The following is a 15,875-nucleotide window of genomic DNA, read 5'->3' as shown; positions in this document are numbered from 1 at the left end:
GTTCGCCGGGTCGAACGCCCGGCGGGGGCTCAGCGGCGGCGGAACAGCAGGTCGTGCACCACGTGGCCCTTGGCGATGCCGGCCCGTTCGAACTTGGTGACGGGGCGCCAGGCGGGTCGCGGCGCGTAGCCGGGGACGGAGCCGTCCGGGTGGTCGGCCGGCTCCAGCCAGCCGGTGCCGTCGCCCTCGGGGTGCAGGTTCTCCAGCTCCGGCGAGGCGGACAGCACGTCGAGCATCTGCTCGGCGTACGGCTCCCAGTCGGTGGCGCAGTGCACCAGCGCGCCGGGTGCCAGCCGGGGGAGGACCAGTTCCAGGAAGGAGGGCTGGACCAGGCGGCGCTTGTGGTGCTTGGGCTTGGGCCACGGGTCGGCGAAGTAGACCCGCAGACCGGCCAGCGAGGCGTCGGACAGCATGTCGCGCAGCAGGATCACGGCGTCACCGGCGGCCGGGCGGACGTTGGTGCTGCCGTCGCGCTCCAGCAGGCCGAGCAGGTTGCCGTGGCCGGGGGTGTGGACGTCGGCGGCCAGGATGCCCGTCGCGGGGTCGGCGGCGGCCATCGCGGCGGTGGTCTCGCCCATGCCGAAGCCGATCTCCAGGGTGACCGGCAGGCCGTCGAACAGCGCGGGCAGGTCGAGCGGGGTGCCGTCGATCGCTATGCCGTACTTCTCCCAGCCCCGGTCCAGCGCGCCCGCCTGGGCGTTGGTCATCCGGCCCCGGCGCGGCTGGAAGCTGCGGATGCGCCGCTCGCTGTGCTGGGCCTCGGTGGCCTTGTGCGGGTACATCGGCGCGGGGTACGCGGCGGGCGCCGCGGAGAGCCGGGCGGAGGGCGATGGCTGGGGGATCGGGGCGGTGGCAGTCACAATCACCCGAGTCTACGGGGCGGTCGGTCGCGGGCCGCAGGGCCTGTGACGGTCCCCACGTCGGCCCTCACGTCCACCTCGCGTCCATCCTCGCGTCCGCCCGGTCCGCCGTCGCCGCGGCCGTCCTCAGCCGCCCGCCTCGAGCGCGGCCAGCGCCCGGCGGGCCACCTCCCGGCCGATCGGCAGCGAGGCGGTCGCCGCCGGGGAGGGCGCGTTCAGCACGTGCACCAGGCGGCGGGTGGAGCGCGGGTCGTCCGGGTCGAAGCCGGCGAAGGCGAAGTCGTCCAGCAGCGAGCCGTCCCGGGCCACCGCCTGGGCGCGGACGCCCGCCCCGGCCCGGACCAGGTCGGCCGCCGTGACGGCCGGCAGCAGCCGCCGGACGGCGGCGGTGAACGCCCGCTTGGACAGCGAGCGGTGCAGTTCGCCCACCTCGTAGCGCCAGTGCCGGCGGGCTATCTGCCAGGTGCCGGGGAAGGCGACCGTGCCGGCGAGGTCGCGCGGGCGCACGGTGCGCCAGTCGTAGCCCTCGCGGGCCAGCGCCGGCACCGCGTTGGGGCCGACGTGCACGTCCCCGTGCACGCCGCGGGTCAGGTGGACGCCCAGGAACGGGAAGGCCGGGTCGGGTACCGGGTAGACCAGCCCCCGGACCAACTCCCGCCGCTCCTTGACGAGTTCGTAGTACTCGCCGCGGAACGGCACGATCCGCACCCCGGGGTCGTCACCGGCCAGCCGGGCGATCCGGTCACTGTGCAGGCCCGCGCAGTTCACCAGGACCCGGCAGCGCAGCTCGCCCGCCGAGGTCTGCACGGTGACGCCGTCGGCCCGTCGGGCGACCGCCCGCAGCTCGGCCCCGGTGCGGATCTCCGCCCCGGCCTCGCGGGCCAGCCGCGCGTAGGCGGCGGCCACGGCGGGGAAGTCGCAGATGCCGGTGGTCCCGATGTGCAGCCCGGCGATGCCGGTGACCTGCGGCTCGTGGGCGGCGATGCCCCGGCGGTCCAGCTCGGTGACCGGGATGCCGTTGGCCCGGCCGCGTTCGGCCAGCGTGCGCAGCCGGTCCAGTTCGGCGGGCCCGGTGGCGACGATCAGCTTCCCGGTGACCTCGTGGGGGATGGCGTGGGCGCGGCAGAACTCGACCATCTCGGCGGCGCCGGCCACCGCGTAGCGGGCCTTGAGCGAACCCGGCCGGTAGTAGACGCCGCTGTGGATCACCCCGCTGTTGTGCCCGGTCTGGTGGGCGGCCAGGCCGGGCTCCTTCTCCAGGACGGTGAGCCGCAGCCCGGGCCGGGCCCCGGTCAGCGCGTACGCCGTGCCGAGCCCGACGATCCCGCCCCCCACCACCAGTACGTCGACGTCGTACCGCACGGCCCGCTCCTCGCCTCGCCTCGTCCGACCGTCCCCGTCCGTCCGCGATGCTGCCACGCCGGCGGGGGCCGGTCGAGGGGGCCGGGCCGTCGGCGGGGCCGTCGGTCAGGCCGGGGCGACGATCACCGCGCGGGCCCGTTCGGTCAACTCGCGGACGCGGCGCTCGCCCTGGAACGGCTCCAGCCGGCGCAGCATCTCCACCACGTACTCGCGGCTGCGCTGCGAGGAGATCCGCCCGGCCACGTCGACGGCGCGCTCGCCCGCCGCGACCGCCGCGTCGAGGTTGCCCGCCTCGGCCTCGGCCATCGCGGAGACCACCAGCCGCAGGCCGTGCGAGCGGACGAACCCCTCGGTGGGCCGGGCCAGCGCCTCGCGGGTGAACTGGCGGACCTTGGAGGGCACACCGAGGTCGCGGAAGCACTCGGCGGCGTCGGCGGCGAGCCGGTCGTAGGCGTAGAAGTCGATCCACGCCGGATCGGGATCCCCGGCGCGCGCCCGCTCCAGCGCGCTCTCCGCCGCCCCGAGCGCCGTCGCGCACGCCGCCGCGTTCCGCGCCTTGGCCTGGGCCCGTGCCTCGACCAGGTGGAAGAAGCTCATCGTCCGGGCGGTGGCCAGGCCCCGGTTGCGCTCCAGGGCGGCCTGGGCGAGGTCCACGGCCTCCTCGGCGAAGCCCCGGTACCCGGCCTGCAGGCTCATCGAGGCCAGCACGTAGCCGCCGAGCGGGACGTCCGCGGCGGCCCGGGCGAGCCGCAGGGCCTGGATGTAGTAGCGCTGGGCGGCCTCGTGCTGGCCGGTGTCGAAGGCCATCCACCCGGCCAGCCGGGTGAGTTCGGCCGTCGCGCCGAACAGCGCCCGGCCCACCGCGTCGCTGTACGAGGCCAGCAGCAGCGGTGCCGCCTCGACCCGCAGGCACTCCGGCACCATCGACGAACGCCAGTCCCCGCCACCGTACTTGGAGTCCCAGCGGCGGGCCTCCTGGGCGGCCTCGCGGAGCTTGGCGGCGTCCGAGTGGCCCACCCGGTACGAGCCGGCCTCGGCGGGGGAGCGCGGCACCTCGCGGGCCACCGAGCCGTCGGCGGGGGTGATCAGCCAGCGGGAGACCGGGGTCGCGTACGCGGCGACCGAGAAGGTGCCGGCCAGGCTGTCGCTCCAGCGCCCGCCGCCGGGGCCGCGCCGCAGGTCGAGGTCGACCCGCCAGAGGTCGGTGGCGGAGCGCACCGCGTCGGGGACCTCGCGCGGGAAGGCGAGGCCGAGTTCGGGTGCCGGGTCGGTGTCGCCGAGGCCGATCTCCTCCAGCGGCACCGGCCGGCCGAGCTTGCCGCCGATGGCGGTGGCGATCAGGTGCGGGACGGGCCCCTGCGGGACCATGCCCTTGCTGACCCAGCGGGCCACCGAGGTCTTGTCGTAGCGGAGCGTCAACCCGCGTTGTGCGCCGAGGTCGTTGACGCGGCGGGCCAGCCCCGCGTTGCTGATCTGAGCGAGCGTCAGGAGCGTGCCGAGCCGTTCGTTCGGTCCTCGTGGGCTGACGGTCATGGTGGCGGGGGCACCTCCTGCGGCCTTGTGCGCGGGGCCCGGGCGGCACCGGGCCGTAGCTGCTGTACCTAGAGTAGTCGGACGCGTTCCGACGGTTAAGAGGCCGCATTCCGGATGGCGGGATCGCGCGCCCGGGTCCGGCACGTGGGCGGTCCGGCGGATCGGTGCGGACCGCGCGGATCCGGCCGTCCGGGGGTGTCCGGGCGGCGCGCCGGAGCGTCGTGCTCCGGTCCCGTGTCGATGTGCGCCCGGCCGTGCCCCCTGGCCCGACCGGCTGGTCGGCGATTCGCTGGTGGTCGTGGGTCGGCCCGCCGTCGAGGACCCGGCGGGCCGGGGGATGCCACCGCCTACATCCCCGCGGGCGGTGGCGCCGTCCGGGAGGGCATGCGGATGCCCTCCCGGGCAGAGCGACGTCTTTCGGCCATTTCGCGATGGCCATGACAGGGCGTTGCGGAGGGCGGTCCGGGCCGAGGAGGGGGAGGCCCGGCCCGCCCCGACGGGGCGGCCCGTCCGGGGCGTTGTCCGGGGGGCGTCCGAGTGTCGTCCGGGCGTTCGACGCCGGGTGCCGGTGGGTGCACGCGCCCGCCCGGAGGCGTACCGGAAACGACAACTCCGGTCACCGGGAGCGCGACCGGTGGCACCATGTCTTCTGACGGTGCGCCACGGGCCGACCAGGGGGACCGCCCGCTGACGGGCGCACCGCGCGGTGCTGGTCCTCGTGCGGTGGAGGCGTGATGCGGTGGCTGACGGGCTGGTGCACGGGCGCGCCCCGACCGGGTGCGCCGGCGCACGAGCCGCCCGGAGCGGTCGCCCCGATCGCCGCGCGCCCCCTGTGGGGCGGGCCCGACCCGCTCTGGGCCGTCGGCGACTGGCGGCCCGAGGAGATCCGCCTGGTCACCCTCCGGCCCGGCGCCCCCGCCGTCGTCACCACCGGCCCCACCGGCCCGGACCCGGTCGAGGCCGGCCCCGCCGTGCTGAGGCTCGCCGTCCTGGGCCACTGCGGCGCCACCGACGCCGAACTCGCCGCCGGCCTGGCCGCCGCCCGCGGCGGCGCCGTCCGCCACCTCACCGCCTGGCCCGGCGGCTACACCGTGGTGCTGCGCAGCGGCACCCGCTCCACGGTGCTGCTCACCGACCTGGCCGGCGCCCGACCGGTCTTCCACACCCCCTGGGGCGGCGGCACCGCGTACGCCACCGCCGCCCTGCCGCTCGCCGACCTGATCGGCGCACCACTGGACACCGGCCACCTCGCCGCCCGGCTGGCCTGCCCCGAGGCACCGGAGGCACTCGGCACCGGCACGCCCTACCTCGGCGTGCAGCGGGTGCCGCCCGGGCACGCGCTGGGCCTGCGGGACGGGCGGCCGTTCCTCTCCGGGTACGACGAGCCGGGTGCCGGCGGGGCGCGCGGGCGCGGCGAGGCGGCGGCCGTCCGGGAACTCACCCGGGCGCTGCTGGAATCGGTCCGCTTCCGGGTCCGCAGCAGCCCGGCCGGGCCGCCGGGGCGGGCCCGGCTCGGCGTCGACCTCTCGTACGGGCCGGCGTCGGCCACTGTCGCCCTGCTCGCCGCCGCCGTTCCGCCGGCCGCCGGCGTCCCGCGGCAGCCCGGGCCGCCGCCCGCCGAGTTCGGACCGGCGGCGGAGCCGGGACCGGGCGTCGACCGGCCGACGGTCGTGCGCACCGGCGCCGTGAAGGGCTCCTGGGCCCGCACCGCCGGCCGACCGCGGACCGCCCCCGAGCCGGTCGCCGCCATCACCTCCGGCGACGCCGCCGCCCCCGCCGCCCCGGACGTGCCGCGACTGCGCCACATCGTGCTCGCCACCGGCCCGGACACCCTCCCCTACGCGGACCTGCGCGCCGACCCGACGGCCGGGCGGCTCACCGACGAGCCCGGGCCGGAACTCGTCGCCGCGGCCTGGGCCGGGGCCCGGTTCGAGGCGGGCGGCACCGAGCACCTCACCGGCCACGGTGCCCGGCACGTCCTGGACGGCCACCCGGCCCGGCTGGCCGACCTGGTCCGGGCCGGCCGGGCGCGCGAACTCCTTTCTCCGGTAGCCGCGTTGGCGGGCGCCGACCGGGCCGCCGCCGGCGTCCTCGCGGGCGCGCTGCGGACCCCGCTCACCGTGCTGCGCGCCGCCCACCGGCTCGCCCGCAGCCGGTACGCGGACGCGCTCGACGACACGGCCGTGAAGCTGACCCTGCGCCGCACCTCCGACGGCGGCGGTACGGCGGGCACCCGCTCGGCGGACGACCTCGCCTGGGTGGTCCCGGGGCCGGCCGCCCGCTGGCTGTCCGACGAGGCGCTCTCCGCCGTCGCGCTGCGGCTGCGCCTGGCGGCGCGCGAACCGGCGCCCGGGGAACACCCGGGCGCGTACCGGGCCCGGCACGCCCTCCACCGGCACGCGCGCGGCTTCCGCACGCTGGTGCACGCCACCGAACAGCCCGGGCAGCGCCTGCACGCGCCCTTCCTCGACAACCAGGTGGTGCGCGCCGCCCGGCTGCTCCCGGACGACGTCCGCCTCCAGCCCGGAGCCCGGCACGCGCTGCTGCGGTCCGTCCTGGCCGGCACCGGGCGCACCGACCTGCCGCCCGACTGGGGACGCGGGCCCCGCCCCGACCGCACCGCCCCCGCCCGGGCGGGCCTGCGGCTCGCCGCCGACGGCCTGGCCGAACTCTTCGACGCCCCCCTGCTCGCGGAGGCCGGCCTCATCGACCTCCCCGCCGTCCGTTCCGCGCTCACCCGCGCCGCCGACCGGGCCACCCCCCTCCCACCCGCCACCCTCGCCGGCCTCGCCGACCTGGTCGCCACCGAACTCTGGCTCCGCCGCATCCGCGCCCGCCGCCACGGCGCCTGCTGGACCGGCCTCCCCCACCCCACCCACCCCGCCCTCACCCCCACCCGCTTCCCCTGACCCCCGAAATATGCCGACCGGTCTCCTGATTCCCCTTGGTCGGCCCCGCGCGTGTGGAGTGGAAAGTCGGCGGGTCCGACTTCCTGTGCGGCCGGTGCGTCGCGTTGTGCCTCCTGGGTTCGTTCGGCGCGGCTCGGGGCGGGGCGGGGGTCGGGCGGCGATCATGGCGGGGCGTTCCGTCCCTTCCCTTCCCCCCTCTCCCGCATCCACGGAGGTCGTGGTGACCAGCGCCAGCCCGGATCCGTCCGCCCCCGTCGTGCTCTCGGTGCTCGGGAGGCCGCCGACGGGGCGACCGCCGGGGGTGCTCGCGGCGTGCGACGGGTCGGACGGTTCGCTCTGGGCGCTGGAACGGGCGATGACCGAGGCCGAGGCGCACGGCCTGCCCCTGTACGTGCTCGCCGTGGTCAATCCGGCGCCCGCCGGCTACCCGCCGGGGATGGCCGAGCTGGTCCAGGAGAGCGTGGAGACCCTGGTCGAGTCGATGGCCGACGGTCTGCGCCGCTCGGTGACCGCCGTCCAGCAGGCCCGCCCCCACCCCTGCACCGCCGAGATGTCCCTGCACGTGGTGCTCGGCAATGTGATCGAGGTCCTGCTGGCCGCCTCGGCCCGCCAGCACACCCTGGTGCTGGGCACCCGGGGCAACGGCGGCTTCACCCGCCTCCTCCTCGGCTCGGTCGGCAGCGCCGTCGTCCACCACGCGGCCTGCCCCGTGCTGGTCGTCCCCGCCCCGCCCGAGAACTGAGCGCCGGGAGCTCCCTGGAGCGCCGGGAATGCCCCGAGATGGTTCACCGTTCACCAATTTCGGACCGTACTCCCCTCCCCACTTCCCTGGAGCCCCCGTCATGAAGGTCGAGATCTACTCCGACATCGCCTGCCCCTGGTGCTACATCGGCAAGCGCCGCTTCGAGCAGGCGCTCGACGGCTTCGCGGGCAAGGAGAACATCGAGGTGGTCTACCGGCCGTACCAGCTGGTGCCGGACGCGCCGGCCACCGCGAGCCCGCACCGGGAGTGGCTGGCCGAGCGCTACGGCCCGCAGTCCGTCGCGATGGACGCCCGGGTGGCCGAGCTGGGCCGCACCGAGGGCATCACCTACGACTTCGACGCCGCCCTGCACGCCAACACCTTCCTCGGCCACCGCCTGCTGCACCTCGCCGAGACCGAGTACGGCGCCGCCGCCCAGGGCCGTCTCAAGGAGGCCCTGCTCAAGGCGCACTTCACCGACGGCGTGGACGTCGGCGACCGCGACGCGCTCACCGAGGTCGCCGTCGCGGCGGGTCTGGACCGCGACCGGGTGGCCGCCTACCTCGCGGGCGACGAGGGCACCGCCGAGGTCCGCGCGCAGCTGGCCGAGGCCCGCGAGCTGGGCATCACCGCCGTGCCGACCTTCGTCTTCGAGGGCAAGTGGGCCGTCCAGGGCGGCCAGGACTCCGAGACCTTCCGCCGCGTGCTGGAGCAGGTCGCCACCGAGATCGGCGAGCGCCGGCCCGCGCCGGTGCAGGTCGCCCCGGCCGGCGAGGCCTGCGCGGACGGCTCCTGCGCCATCTGAGCCGCCCCGTCCCTCGGGGGCGGCCCGGTCCGAGCCGCCCCCGGGGCCCGCTTCAGACGGTCAGACGCACCTGAAGCGGGCCTCGGCCCAGTCGGCCATGTTCAGCGCCGACCAGATGCCGTTCACCGGCGTCACCACCAGCTTGATCGACTTCTGCCCGTCCAGCGGCACGTGCACCGGCACCGCCGCGTCGCCCGCCCGCAGCGTGTGCGAGCTCCACAGCGTCCGCCCGTCGTCGCCCTGGACCGAGAAGACCACGCCGCCGAAGGTCACGCTCAGGTCGTCCATCCCGGCCACCGCGTCGAAGGACGTGCAGGTGCGGTTGAGGTCGATCAGCGTGGTCGCCGGAGCGTGCACGGAGATGCCGTGCCGATGCTCGGCGCCCGCGATCGACAGGTCGTTCCGCTGCCAGAACCAGTCGCTCCCCTTCTGCCGGATGCTCGGCTGGGGCGGGGGCACCCGGTTGTTGCCGGGCTTGATCACCGGCAGGCCGTCGGCCCAGAAGTCGGCCGGTGGCGGCGGCGTGGGGACCACCGTCGGCACGTTCGCCGTGGCGCTGGGCGTCGGGATCACCGGCGGCTGGGGCGTCGGGATGACCGGTGGTTCGGGTGTGGGCAGCGGCGGAAGGCTCGGCTGCGGGATCACCGGGACCGGGCTCTGGGACGCGCTGGGCGTCGGGGTCGGGGTCGGGGAGAGTGCCGACGTCGGCGTCGGCGTGGGTGCGGCCGTCGCGGGCGCGGTCGTCGGCGAGGCCGACGCCGGACCGGCCGACGGCGTGCCAAGTGCGGCCGGCGGGGCGGGCTTGGGCGTCACGCCGGGAGCCACGGGCGCGGACGGCGAGGGAGCGGGCTCCTCCACGGAGTCCGGTTCGGGGCCGACCGGGTCCGGCCGCGGCGCCGGTTCCTGGGCTGCCGCCCCGGGCTCGGGGGCCGCCGGCGCGGGCACGGCCGGGGCGGACGCCGGGGGAGCGGCCACCGGGGGCTTGGGCTCGGGCGAGCCGGTGAGCGCGTACGCGGCGACGGCTGCGGCGGCCACCGCGATGGCGGCGGCGATACCGGCCTTGGCGGCGGTGCCCAGGCCTTCCCCGGCCGCACCGGAAGCCGCACCCGCGCCCGCACCGCCGCCACCGGCGGCCCCGGCTCCACCCGTCGCCCCCGTTGCTCCCGTCGCCGCTCCCGTCGTCGCCGCACCGCCCGCCGTGGCGGCCGCGGTTCCGGCGGCCGCGCCGCCGACCACCGCCGCCCCGCCCACGGCGGCCGCGGCGGCACCGGCACCGCCCACGCCGATCCAGACCAGCACCCCACCGGGCAGCAGCGCGCGCAGCCCGTGGTTGATCTCGGACAGCTCCAGGCAGGCGGCCGTGCACCGGTCGCACTCCTTGAGGTGCCGCCCGACCTCCGCCGAGGCGCGCTTGCGCAGTGAGCCGCGCGCGTACGCACCGAGCCGGTTGGCGTACGCCTCGCAGTCCCGGGCCTGGCTGCCCGAGACATGGGCCTGCAGGAAGCCGGCGGCGAGCCGGTCACGGGCCCGGTGGGCCTGGACGGCCGTCGCGTTGGCGGTCTTGCCGAGCATCACCGACACGGTCTTCGGCGACTCCCGCTCGACCTCGGTGTGCCAGAGCACCATCCGGTCGTCCTCGGGGAGTTCGGCGTAGGCCTTCATCACCATGCGCTGGTCGGCCATCGCCATCGCCCAGGCGTCGGCGCCCGGGTCGGCCAGGTCGAGGTCGACGACGGCGGCCGAGGTCTGCGCGAACACGCTGAAGTCGTCGACGAGTTGCTCGCGCCGCTCGCTGCGGGTCCAGGCCGCGGCGACGTTCCGCACGGCGGTCAGCAGGTAGGCGCGGACGGCGAACTCCGGCCCCTTGCCGGCCTTCAGCGCCTGCAGGGTGCGCGCGAACACCTCGCCGGCCAGGTCCTCGGCGGTGAAGCTGTCGCGGCAGCAGGTCCGGGCGTAGCGGCGCACCGAGTCGGCGTGCCGACGGTAGATCTCCTCGTACGCGGTGTCGTCGCCGGCCCGCACGAGCGCGGTCAACTCGGCGTCGGAGGGCGGACGTTCGCCGTCGACCGGATCGGCGGGCGCGGGCACGGTGGGGCGTGCCGGGGCGCCGGGGCCGACGAAGGCCTCCGGGGTGACGCCGCCGCGCCCGGCGGGGGCCTGCCCGGGGACGCGGCCCTGGGGGAATGCGGCGGCGGAGGCGGAAAGGGTCTCACGGCTGGGCATCCCGGCCTGGTCCGGCACCTGGCCCGCCGACAGCCCGGAGTGGGCCTGTCCCGAGTGGACCTGCCCCGACTGCATCTGCCCCGACTGGACGTGGCCGGACCGCGCCTGCCCCGATGGCACCTGTCCGGACGCCGGTGAACCGGCCGTCGAACCGCCGCCGGGGCCCCCGGCATCGGTGTCCGGGCCGCTGGGCCTCCAGCCGGCCCCCCGGTCGGGCCCGGTCCCGGCGGACCGGCCGAAGTCGAGGCCGTATCCGTAGTCGTTCTGTTCCTCGGCGCTCACAACGGACCCCAGATTCCACGACAGCCCCCGTAGTGTGGCAGGGCGCGCGGGAGTGCGTGGGCGCACGAGCTCCCGCTGCACGGCGCCGAGGGCACGCGAACGGCGCGCATCGGGACATTGGCTCCAACCACGGGCAAAGGATGGCATAGGGCAGAGTTGGGCGGTAGCCGGACCGGCCGTGACCCACTCTTCCGTGGGGCCGTCGCGGATGTGTTCGCCTGCCGCGCGGCGTCCTGGCGGGCGTCGCTCACGCCGGGCGCGCGACCCTGTTCCACGCGCTGCCCGGTTCCCCAACCTCCTTGCCCGCAGCGGACGGTGGCCGTCCGGCGGGGTGACGTTCAGCGGGCCCGCAGGCCGTCGAGCAGGATCTGCAGCAGCCGGTCCGACGGGCCTTCGACGGGTTGGCCGTCCGTCTGCCCATCAGTGGCCGGCTGCGGCGGCTCCCCGGCCACCGGGCCCGCCGCACCCGAGCCAACGGCTGTCGGTGCCGTCCCGGCCCCGACACCGCCCGCCGGGGCACCGCGCCACGCGTGCACCGGCACGGACGCCGTCAGCACCAGCACCACGTCCGCGACGGTGACCCCGGGCCGCAGCTCACCGGCCGCACCCGCCCGCGCGACCAGCGCCGCGAGTAACTGCAGCAGCAGCCTCGGGTCGGCGTCGGCGACCAGCGCCGCGGCCTCGGCCTCGCTCGCCCGGACCCCGGAGTCCGGGAACCCGCGGGACGCCGCCGCCTCGCCGCGCAGCGGCTCGTACAGCACGGCGCCGAACCCGCCGACCGACCCGACCGGTCCTACCGGTCCTACCGTCCCGACCGAGCCCACCGGCCCCACCGGTTCCGGCGAACGCTGCTCGGGCACCCGCCCCAGCTCCTCGGCGTACCGGAACGCCTCCGGCGGCAGCAGCCGCCCGGCCCCGGTGGACACCGCGCGTGCCAGGTACCCGGCCAGCGCCTCCCACGCGCCGGAGCCGCCGTACAGCGACTCGCGCGCCTGGGCGGTCAGCCAGGCGACCTCCTCGGCCGCGATCCGCTGGACCAGTACCTCCTTGCTCGGGAAGCGCCGGTACACCGTGCCCACGCCGACCCCGGCCCGCCGCGCCACCTCCTCCATCGGCGCGCCGTAGCCGAACTCGCCGAACACCTCACGCGCCGCACGCAGCACGCTCTCCAGGTTCCGGCGGGCGTCGACCCGCAGCCGGGCACCCGACGGGGGCCCACCGGCCTGCGTCGTCTCGCCGCCCCGGTACGGGACCGCCGTGTACGCCGTCCCGGTCGGCCCGGGGACGCCGGCCGCACCGGAATCTCCGGGTGGCTCGGCCGGCCCGCGTTGCTCCGGCACCACGCCCTGGACGGGGTGTGCCGCACCCGCTCGTCCCAACAGTCGCTCCTGTTCCATCATCCCAACTCTCCCCCGCAGGCGTCCGGTTCCGGACCCTGTCGTCGCCCGCCCCTGCACCCCCCGGTGCAGCTACGCCTGAAAGAAATGACCGATGACCCATCGCTCGTGCCGTTGATGGTGCCGCCCGGGGACGCCCGACCGCGGGTGCGGCCACGCGCAGAACACCCGGACCCCGATCCGGCGGGCGCCGCCGGCCCGATCGAGGCGATCGGACACGGCGTGTCGGCGCCCGTCCGGGGCCTTGTCCGGGAACTACCCTTCCCCGGATCACGGTCCCGCAGTCGGGTTCTCCCGCCAACACTAGAACTGGCCGTAATGGCCGCTCCACGGTGCGTCGCCGCCAGTTGACATGGCAGTGGCCGCGCCGCCACACAATCCGACCATAGTTCACGGCCGTTCGAGGCCGAAAGTGCGTCAGAAACTCACCCCGGCAGCACATCTGTCCCCGCCGGACCTCAGCGGCCCCATCCGTCACGGTACGGACGGTGGACAAGACGGCGCCGACGGTCCTTTATTGGGGGGCGTGATGGGGGCATGCCCGGTCGAAGGCGGGCGCCGGGCCCCATCGACAGGAGGTGCGCCATCAGGATCCTGATCGTCGGCGGCGGCTGCGCGGGCATGGCCGCGGCGCTGCACCTCCAGCGCGGCCTGCGCGGGCGGCTGCGCCGCGGCGAGGTCCACCTCACCGTGGTCGAGCCACAGGCCTACCTCACCTACCACCCGCTGCTCGCGGAGGTCGCCGCCGGCAGCATCGACCCCCGGCATGTGGTGGTGCCGCTGCGCCGCGAGCTCACCGAGTGCAAGGTGCTGACCGCCCGGATCACCCGGATCGAGCACGCCACCCGCCGGGCCTGGGCCGACGCCGCCGGCCGGGGCGAACCGCCCGCGCCGGTCGAACTCGACTACGACGTCCTGGTGCTCGCCCCCGGCGCGGTCTCCCGCACCGCGTCCGTCCCCGGGCTGGCCGAGCACGGCCGGGGCTTCTCCACCGTCGGCGAGGCCGTCGGCCTGCGCAACCACGTCCTGGAGCAGCTCGACCTGGCCGCCACCACCCGCGACCCGGCGCTCCGCCAGGCCGCGCTCACCTTCGTGTTCGTCGGGGCCGGCTACGCGGGGGTCGGCGCGCTGGCCGAGCTGGAGGACATGGCCCGGTACGCCGTCCGCGGCCACCACAACATCGCCCCCGAGGACCTGCGCTGGGTGCTGGTCGAGGCCACCGACCGGATCCTCGCCGAGGAGTCGCCCGAACTCGCCGACCACACCCTGGACCAACTGCGCGAGCGCAGCGTCGACGTCCGTCTGCGTACCACCCTGGAGTCGGCCGTCGGCGGGGTCATGGCGCTCTCCGACGGCAGCCGGTTCGCCGCCCGCACCCTGGTCTGGACGGCCGGGGTCCGCCCGAACCCGGTGCTGCGCGCCACCGATCTGCCGCTGGACACCACCGGCCGGATCCGCTGTCTGCCCACCCTCCAGGTGCTGGGCCCGGACGGCCGCGCGCTGCCGGGAGCGTGGGCCGCCGGGGACTGCGCCGCCGTACCCGACCCGCACGCGGACGGGGCACCGTGCGCGCCGAACGCCCAGCACGCCTTCGCGCAGGCCGGACTGCTGGCCGCCAATGTGCTGGTCGCACTGGAAGGCGGCCCGCATGCGCCCGGCATCGCCGAGTACCGGCCCGAGGCCCCGTCCTGTTCCACCTCACTGGGCCTGGGCCGGGCGGTCGCCCACACCCGGCGCGGCGGACGACTCACCGGGCGCCGCGCCTGGTGGCTGCACCGGGCCCGCCATCTGCGCCGGCTGCCGAGCAGCGAGCGACGGGTGCGGGTCCTGGCGGACTGGGTGCTGGCCGGGTTCTTCCCCCGCGAGGTCGTCCCGCTCGGCCGGCCCGAACGGCAGGCCCCGGCCGACGAGCGTCCGGTGTGAGCCGCCCGGGCGGCCCGCCCGGCGCGGACGACTTCCGGAATCGGGCCTCCGCCTGACAGGATCTGCCCGACCGAGTCATTACCCCGTGTGCTGACGAGTGCACAAGAAGTGATGATATGTCTGGAACCCGAGGAAGCGGCCGTCGTTTGAACCTCATGCGCTGGAGCGCCCGGCTCACCGGAGTCCCGTGGCGTGCCACCCCGCCGTCCGGGGCCGGCACCGACCGCGGCGCGCCGTCCGGCGACGCCGTCGTGGTGCCCGGCCCCCGCGACCCCACCGGCCCCGCCGGACAAGCCGACACCGCCGAGGCCCTCGACCCCACCGGCGTGCTCGACCCCCACCGGCCCCAGGACCTCCGCGAGGTCCTCAACCGCATCCCGGCCCCGGTCGCGGTCACCTACGGCCCGCTGCACCAGCTCGGCTACGCCAACCGCGCCTACCGCGAACTCTTCGGCGAGCGCCCCACCGGCCTGCCCGCCTGCGACGCACTGCCCGAACTCGGCACCCTCGGCGTCCTGCCCCTGATGGACCAGGTGATCCGCGGCGGCAGCCCGCGCAGCGTCAAGGCCCGCTGCATCCTCGGCCTCACCGGCAACCGCTACTACAACGTCTCCTGCGTCCCCCTCACCCGCGACCCGGGCCGTGCGGGCCCCGACGGCCGGCCCGCACTTTCCACTCCAACGAGCGACGACCCGACCTCCGGCGTCCTCGTCTTCGCCGCCGAGGTCACCGACCAGGTGCTGGCCGCCGCCCGGCTGCGCGAATCCGAACGCCGCCACCGCGAGGCCGCCGTCACCCTCCAGCGCAGCCTCCTCCCGCAGAAGCTCGACCAGCCGGCCGACCTCCGGGTCGCCGCCACCTACCAGCCCGGCGGAGCCGAGGCCGCGGTCGGCGGCGACTGGTACGACGTCATCGCCATCGGCGGCGGCCGCACCGCCCTCGTCATCGGCGACGTCATGGGCCGGGGCCTGCGCGCCGCCGCCGTCATGGGCCAGCTCCGCACCGCCGTCCGCGCCTACGCCCGGCTCGACCTCCCCCCTCACAAGGTGATGACCCTGCTCGACGGCCTCGCCATGGAGATCGACGCCAACCAGATCGCCACCTGCGCCTACGCCGTCTGGGACCCGCGGCGCCGCACCCTCGGCTACGCCTCCGCGGGCCACCTCCCGATCCTGCTGCGCTGCCCCGACGGCACCGTCCTGCGCAGTGAGGAGCAGAACGGCCCGCCACTGGGGACCGGGGGAGGAGTCCACGTCTCGCACACCCTCCGGCTGCTGCCCGGCACCACCGGCGTCCTCTATACGGACGGCTTGGTCGAACGCCGTGACGAGGACATCGACCAGGGCCTCGACCAGCTCGCCCGCACCCTCGGCGGCGCGGTCGGCACGCCCGAGGTGGTCTGCGCCCGCCTGCTGCGGGCCATGGGGGTCACCTCCGAGCACGACGACGACGTCGCCGTGCTGGTCTTCCAGCTGGTGGACGACGATCAGTCCCCCGGAGGAAGACCGGCGCTTGACTCGGCCGCCCGAGAGGTCTAGTGTTCTTCGAGCTGCCTGGCAGGGAGCACCGGACACGCATCGGCGCGGACGGTCCCGGGGCAGCCAATCCTCTGAAACACCACCTCTTCCCGGTTACGGGCCGAGGCGTGTCGCTATTTGTTTCGACGCGTTCCGGCTCAGGGTTTATTTGGTGTGCCTGTTTTTAGGGATTGCGGCCGGATTCGCTTTTCGGAGCGGTGATCGGCTAGAGTTTGAAACGTCGGACGGGGCGTCAAGCCGCAGAAGACGCCAGCGAGTTGGATGAAGGAAGCGCCGGGAACGGCACGGAAAACATCTGGTA

Annotated in this window: 9 protein-coding genes and 1 pseudogene; 5 read left to right on the top strand and 5 right to left on the bottom strand. The window is 76.2% G+C overall.

Annotation, left to right across the window (positions count from 1 at the left end; all coding sequences use genetic code 11):
* Nucleotides 1-29: 29 nt before the first annotated feature.
* The 3 genes from trmB to ACFVUH_RS36120 all read right to left on the bottom strand — a co-directional run bounded on the left by trmB (nt 30) and on the right by ACFVUH_RS36120 (nt 3,755).
* Nucleotides 30-860, bottom strand: coding sequence for a tRNA (guanosine(46)-N7)-methyltransferase TrmB (gene trmB, locus ACFVUH_RS36130; protein ID WP_355366783.1), 831 nt, complete (start codon nt 858-860; stop codon nt 30-32).
* Nucleotides 861-986: 126 nt separating this feature from the next.
* Nucleotides 987-2,222 (bottom strand): L-2-hydroxyglutarate oxidase, encoded by a 1,236-nt coding sequence (gene lhgO / locus ACFVUH_RS36125; RefSeq protein ID WP_387917802.1) that lies wholly within the window; start codon nt 2,220-2,222, stop codon nt 987-989.
* A 105-nt stretch (nt 2,223-2,327) separates the two neighbouring features.
* On the bottom strand, nt 2,328-3,755 hold the full coding sequence (locus ACFVUH_RS36120) for an MFS transporter (protein ID WP_350547828.1): 1,428 nt from the start codon (nt 3,753-3,755) through the stop codon (nt 2,328-2,330).
* 734 nt (nt 3,756-4,489) lie between these two features.
* On the opposite strand from ACFVUH_RS36120, the gene ACFVUH_RS36115 reads away from it, so the two are divergent.
* The 3 genes from ACFVUH_RS36115 to ACFVUH_RS36105 all read left to right on the top strand — a co-directional run bounded on the left by ACFVUH_RS36115 (nt 4,490) and on the right by ACFVUH_RS36105 (nt 8,211).
* The gene (locus ACFVUH_RS36115; protein WP_355366776.1) at nt 4,490-6,664 is read left to right on the top strand and encodes an asparagine synthase-related protein; all 2,175 of its coding nucleotides are present in this window, start codon (nt 4,490-4,492) and stop codon (nt 6,662-6,664) included.
* A 220-nt stretch (nt 6,665-6,884) separates the two neighbouring features.
* A complete protein-coding gene (locus ACFVUH_RS36110) occupies nt 6,885-7,406 on the top strand; it encodes a universal stress protein (protein ID WP_387917799.1) in 522 nt (173 codons plus the stop codon).
* 100 nt (nt 7,407-7,506) lie between these two features.
* On the top strand, nt 7,507-8,211 hold the full coding sequence (locus ACFVUH_RS36105; RefSeq protein ID WP_387917798.1) for a DsbA family oxidoreductase: 705 nt from the start codon (nt 7,507-7,509) through the stop codon (nt 8,209-8,211).
* 60 nt (nt 8,212-8,271) lie between these two features.
* Here ACFVUH_RS36105 and ACFVUH_RS36100 read toward each other — a convergent pair whose 3' ends face one another.
* Both ACFVUH_RS36100 and ACFVUH_RS36095 read right to left on the bottom strand, forming a co-directional pair.
* Nucleotides 8,272-10,509: a sigma-70 family RNA polymerase sigma factor gene (locus ACFVUH_RS36100; RefSeq protein WP_387917796.1), complete on the bottom strand. Its 2,238-nt coding sequence runs from the start codon at nt 10,507-10,509 to the stop codon at nt 8,272-8,274.
* Between the two features lie 545 nt (nt 10,510-11,054).
* Entirely contained in the window at nt 11,055-12,116 is a 1,062-nt protein-coding gene (locus ACFVUH_RS36095) for a TetR/AcrR family transcriptional regulator (RefSeq protein WP_387917794.1), read from the bottom strand.
* A 534-nt stretch (nt 12,117-12,650) separates the two neighbouring features.
* Here ACFVUH_RS36095 and ACFVUH_RS36090 point away from each other — a divergent pair.
* Nucleotides 12,651-14,036, top strand: coding sequence for an NAD(P)/FAD-dependent oxidoreductase (locus ACFVUH_RS36090; protein WP_387917792.1), 1,386 nt, complete (start codon nt 12,651-12,653; stop codon nt 14,034-14,036).
* Between the two features lie 146 nt (nt 14,037-14,182).
* Nucleotides 14,183-15,508: pseudogene (locus ACFVUH_RS36085) on the top strand (PP2C family protein-serine/threonine phosphatase); the annotation flags it as partial.
* Nucleotides 15,509-15,875: the final 367 nt, after the last annotated feature.

The organism is Kitasatospora sp. NPDC058032 (assembly GCF_042885845.1).
Classification (GTDB): domain Bacteria; phylum Actinomycetota; class Actinomycetes; order Streptomycetales; family Streptomycetaceae; genus Kitasatospora.
The sequence above is the reverse complement of the archived record's forward strand: the minus strand, read 5'-3'. Positions and strand labels throughout refer to the sequence as shown.

Excerpts from the sequence above, each read along its gene's own strand:
- ACFVUH_RS36120 (WP_350547828.1), bottom strand. The coding sequence starts at position 3,755 with ATGACCGTCAGCCCACGAGGACCGAACGAACGGCTCGGCACGCTCCTG.
- ACFVUH_RS36115 (WP_355366776.1), top strand. The coding sequence starts at position 4,490 with ATGCGGTGGCTGACGGGCTGGTGCACGGGCGCGCCCCGACCGGGTGCG.
- ACFVUH_RS36105 (WP_387917798.1), top strand. The coding sequence starts at position 7,507 with ATGAAGGTCGAGATCTACTCCGACATCGCCTGCCCCTGGTGCTACATC.
- ACFVUH_RS36100 (WP_387917796.1), bottom strand. The coding sequence starts at position 10,509 with ATGCAGTCGGGGCAGGTCCACTCGGGACAGGCCCACTCCGGGCTGTCG.
- ACFVUH_RS36095 (WP_387917794.1), bottom strand. The coding sequence starts at position 12,116 with ATGATGGAACAGGAGCGACTGTTGGGACGAGCGGGTGCGGCACACCCC.
- ACFVUH_RS36090 (WP_387917792.1), top strand. The coding sequence starts at position 12,651 with ATGCCCGGTCGAAGGCGGGCGCCGGGCCCCATCGACAGGAGGTGCGCC.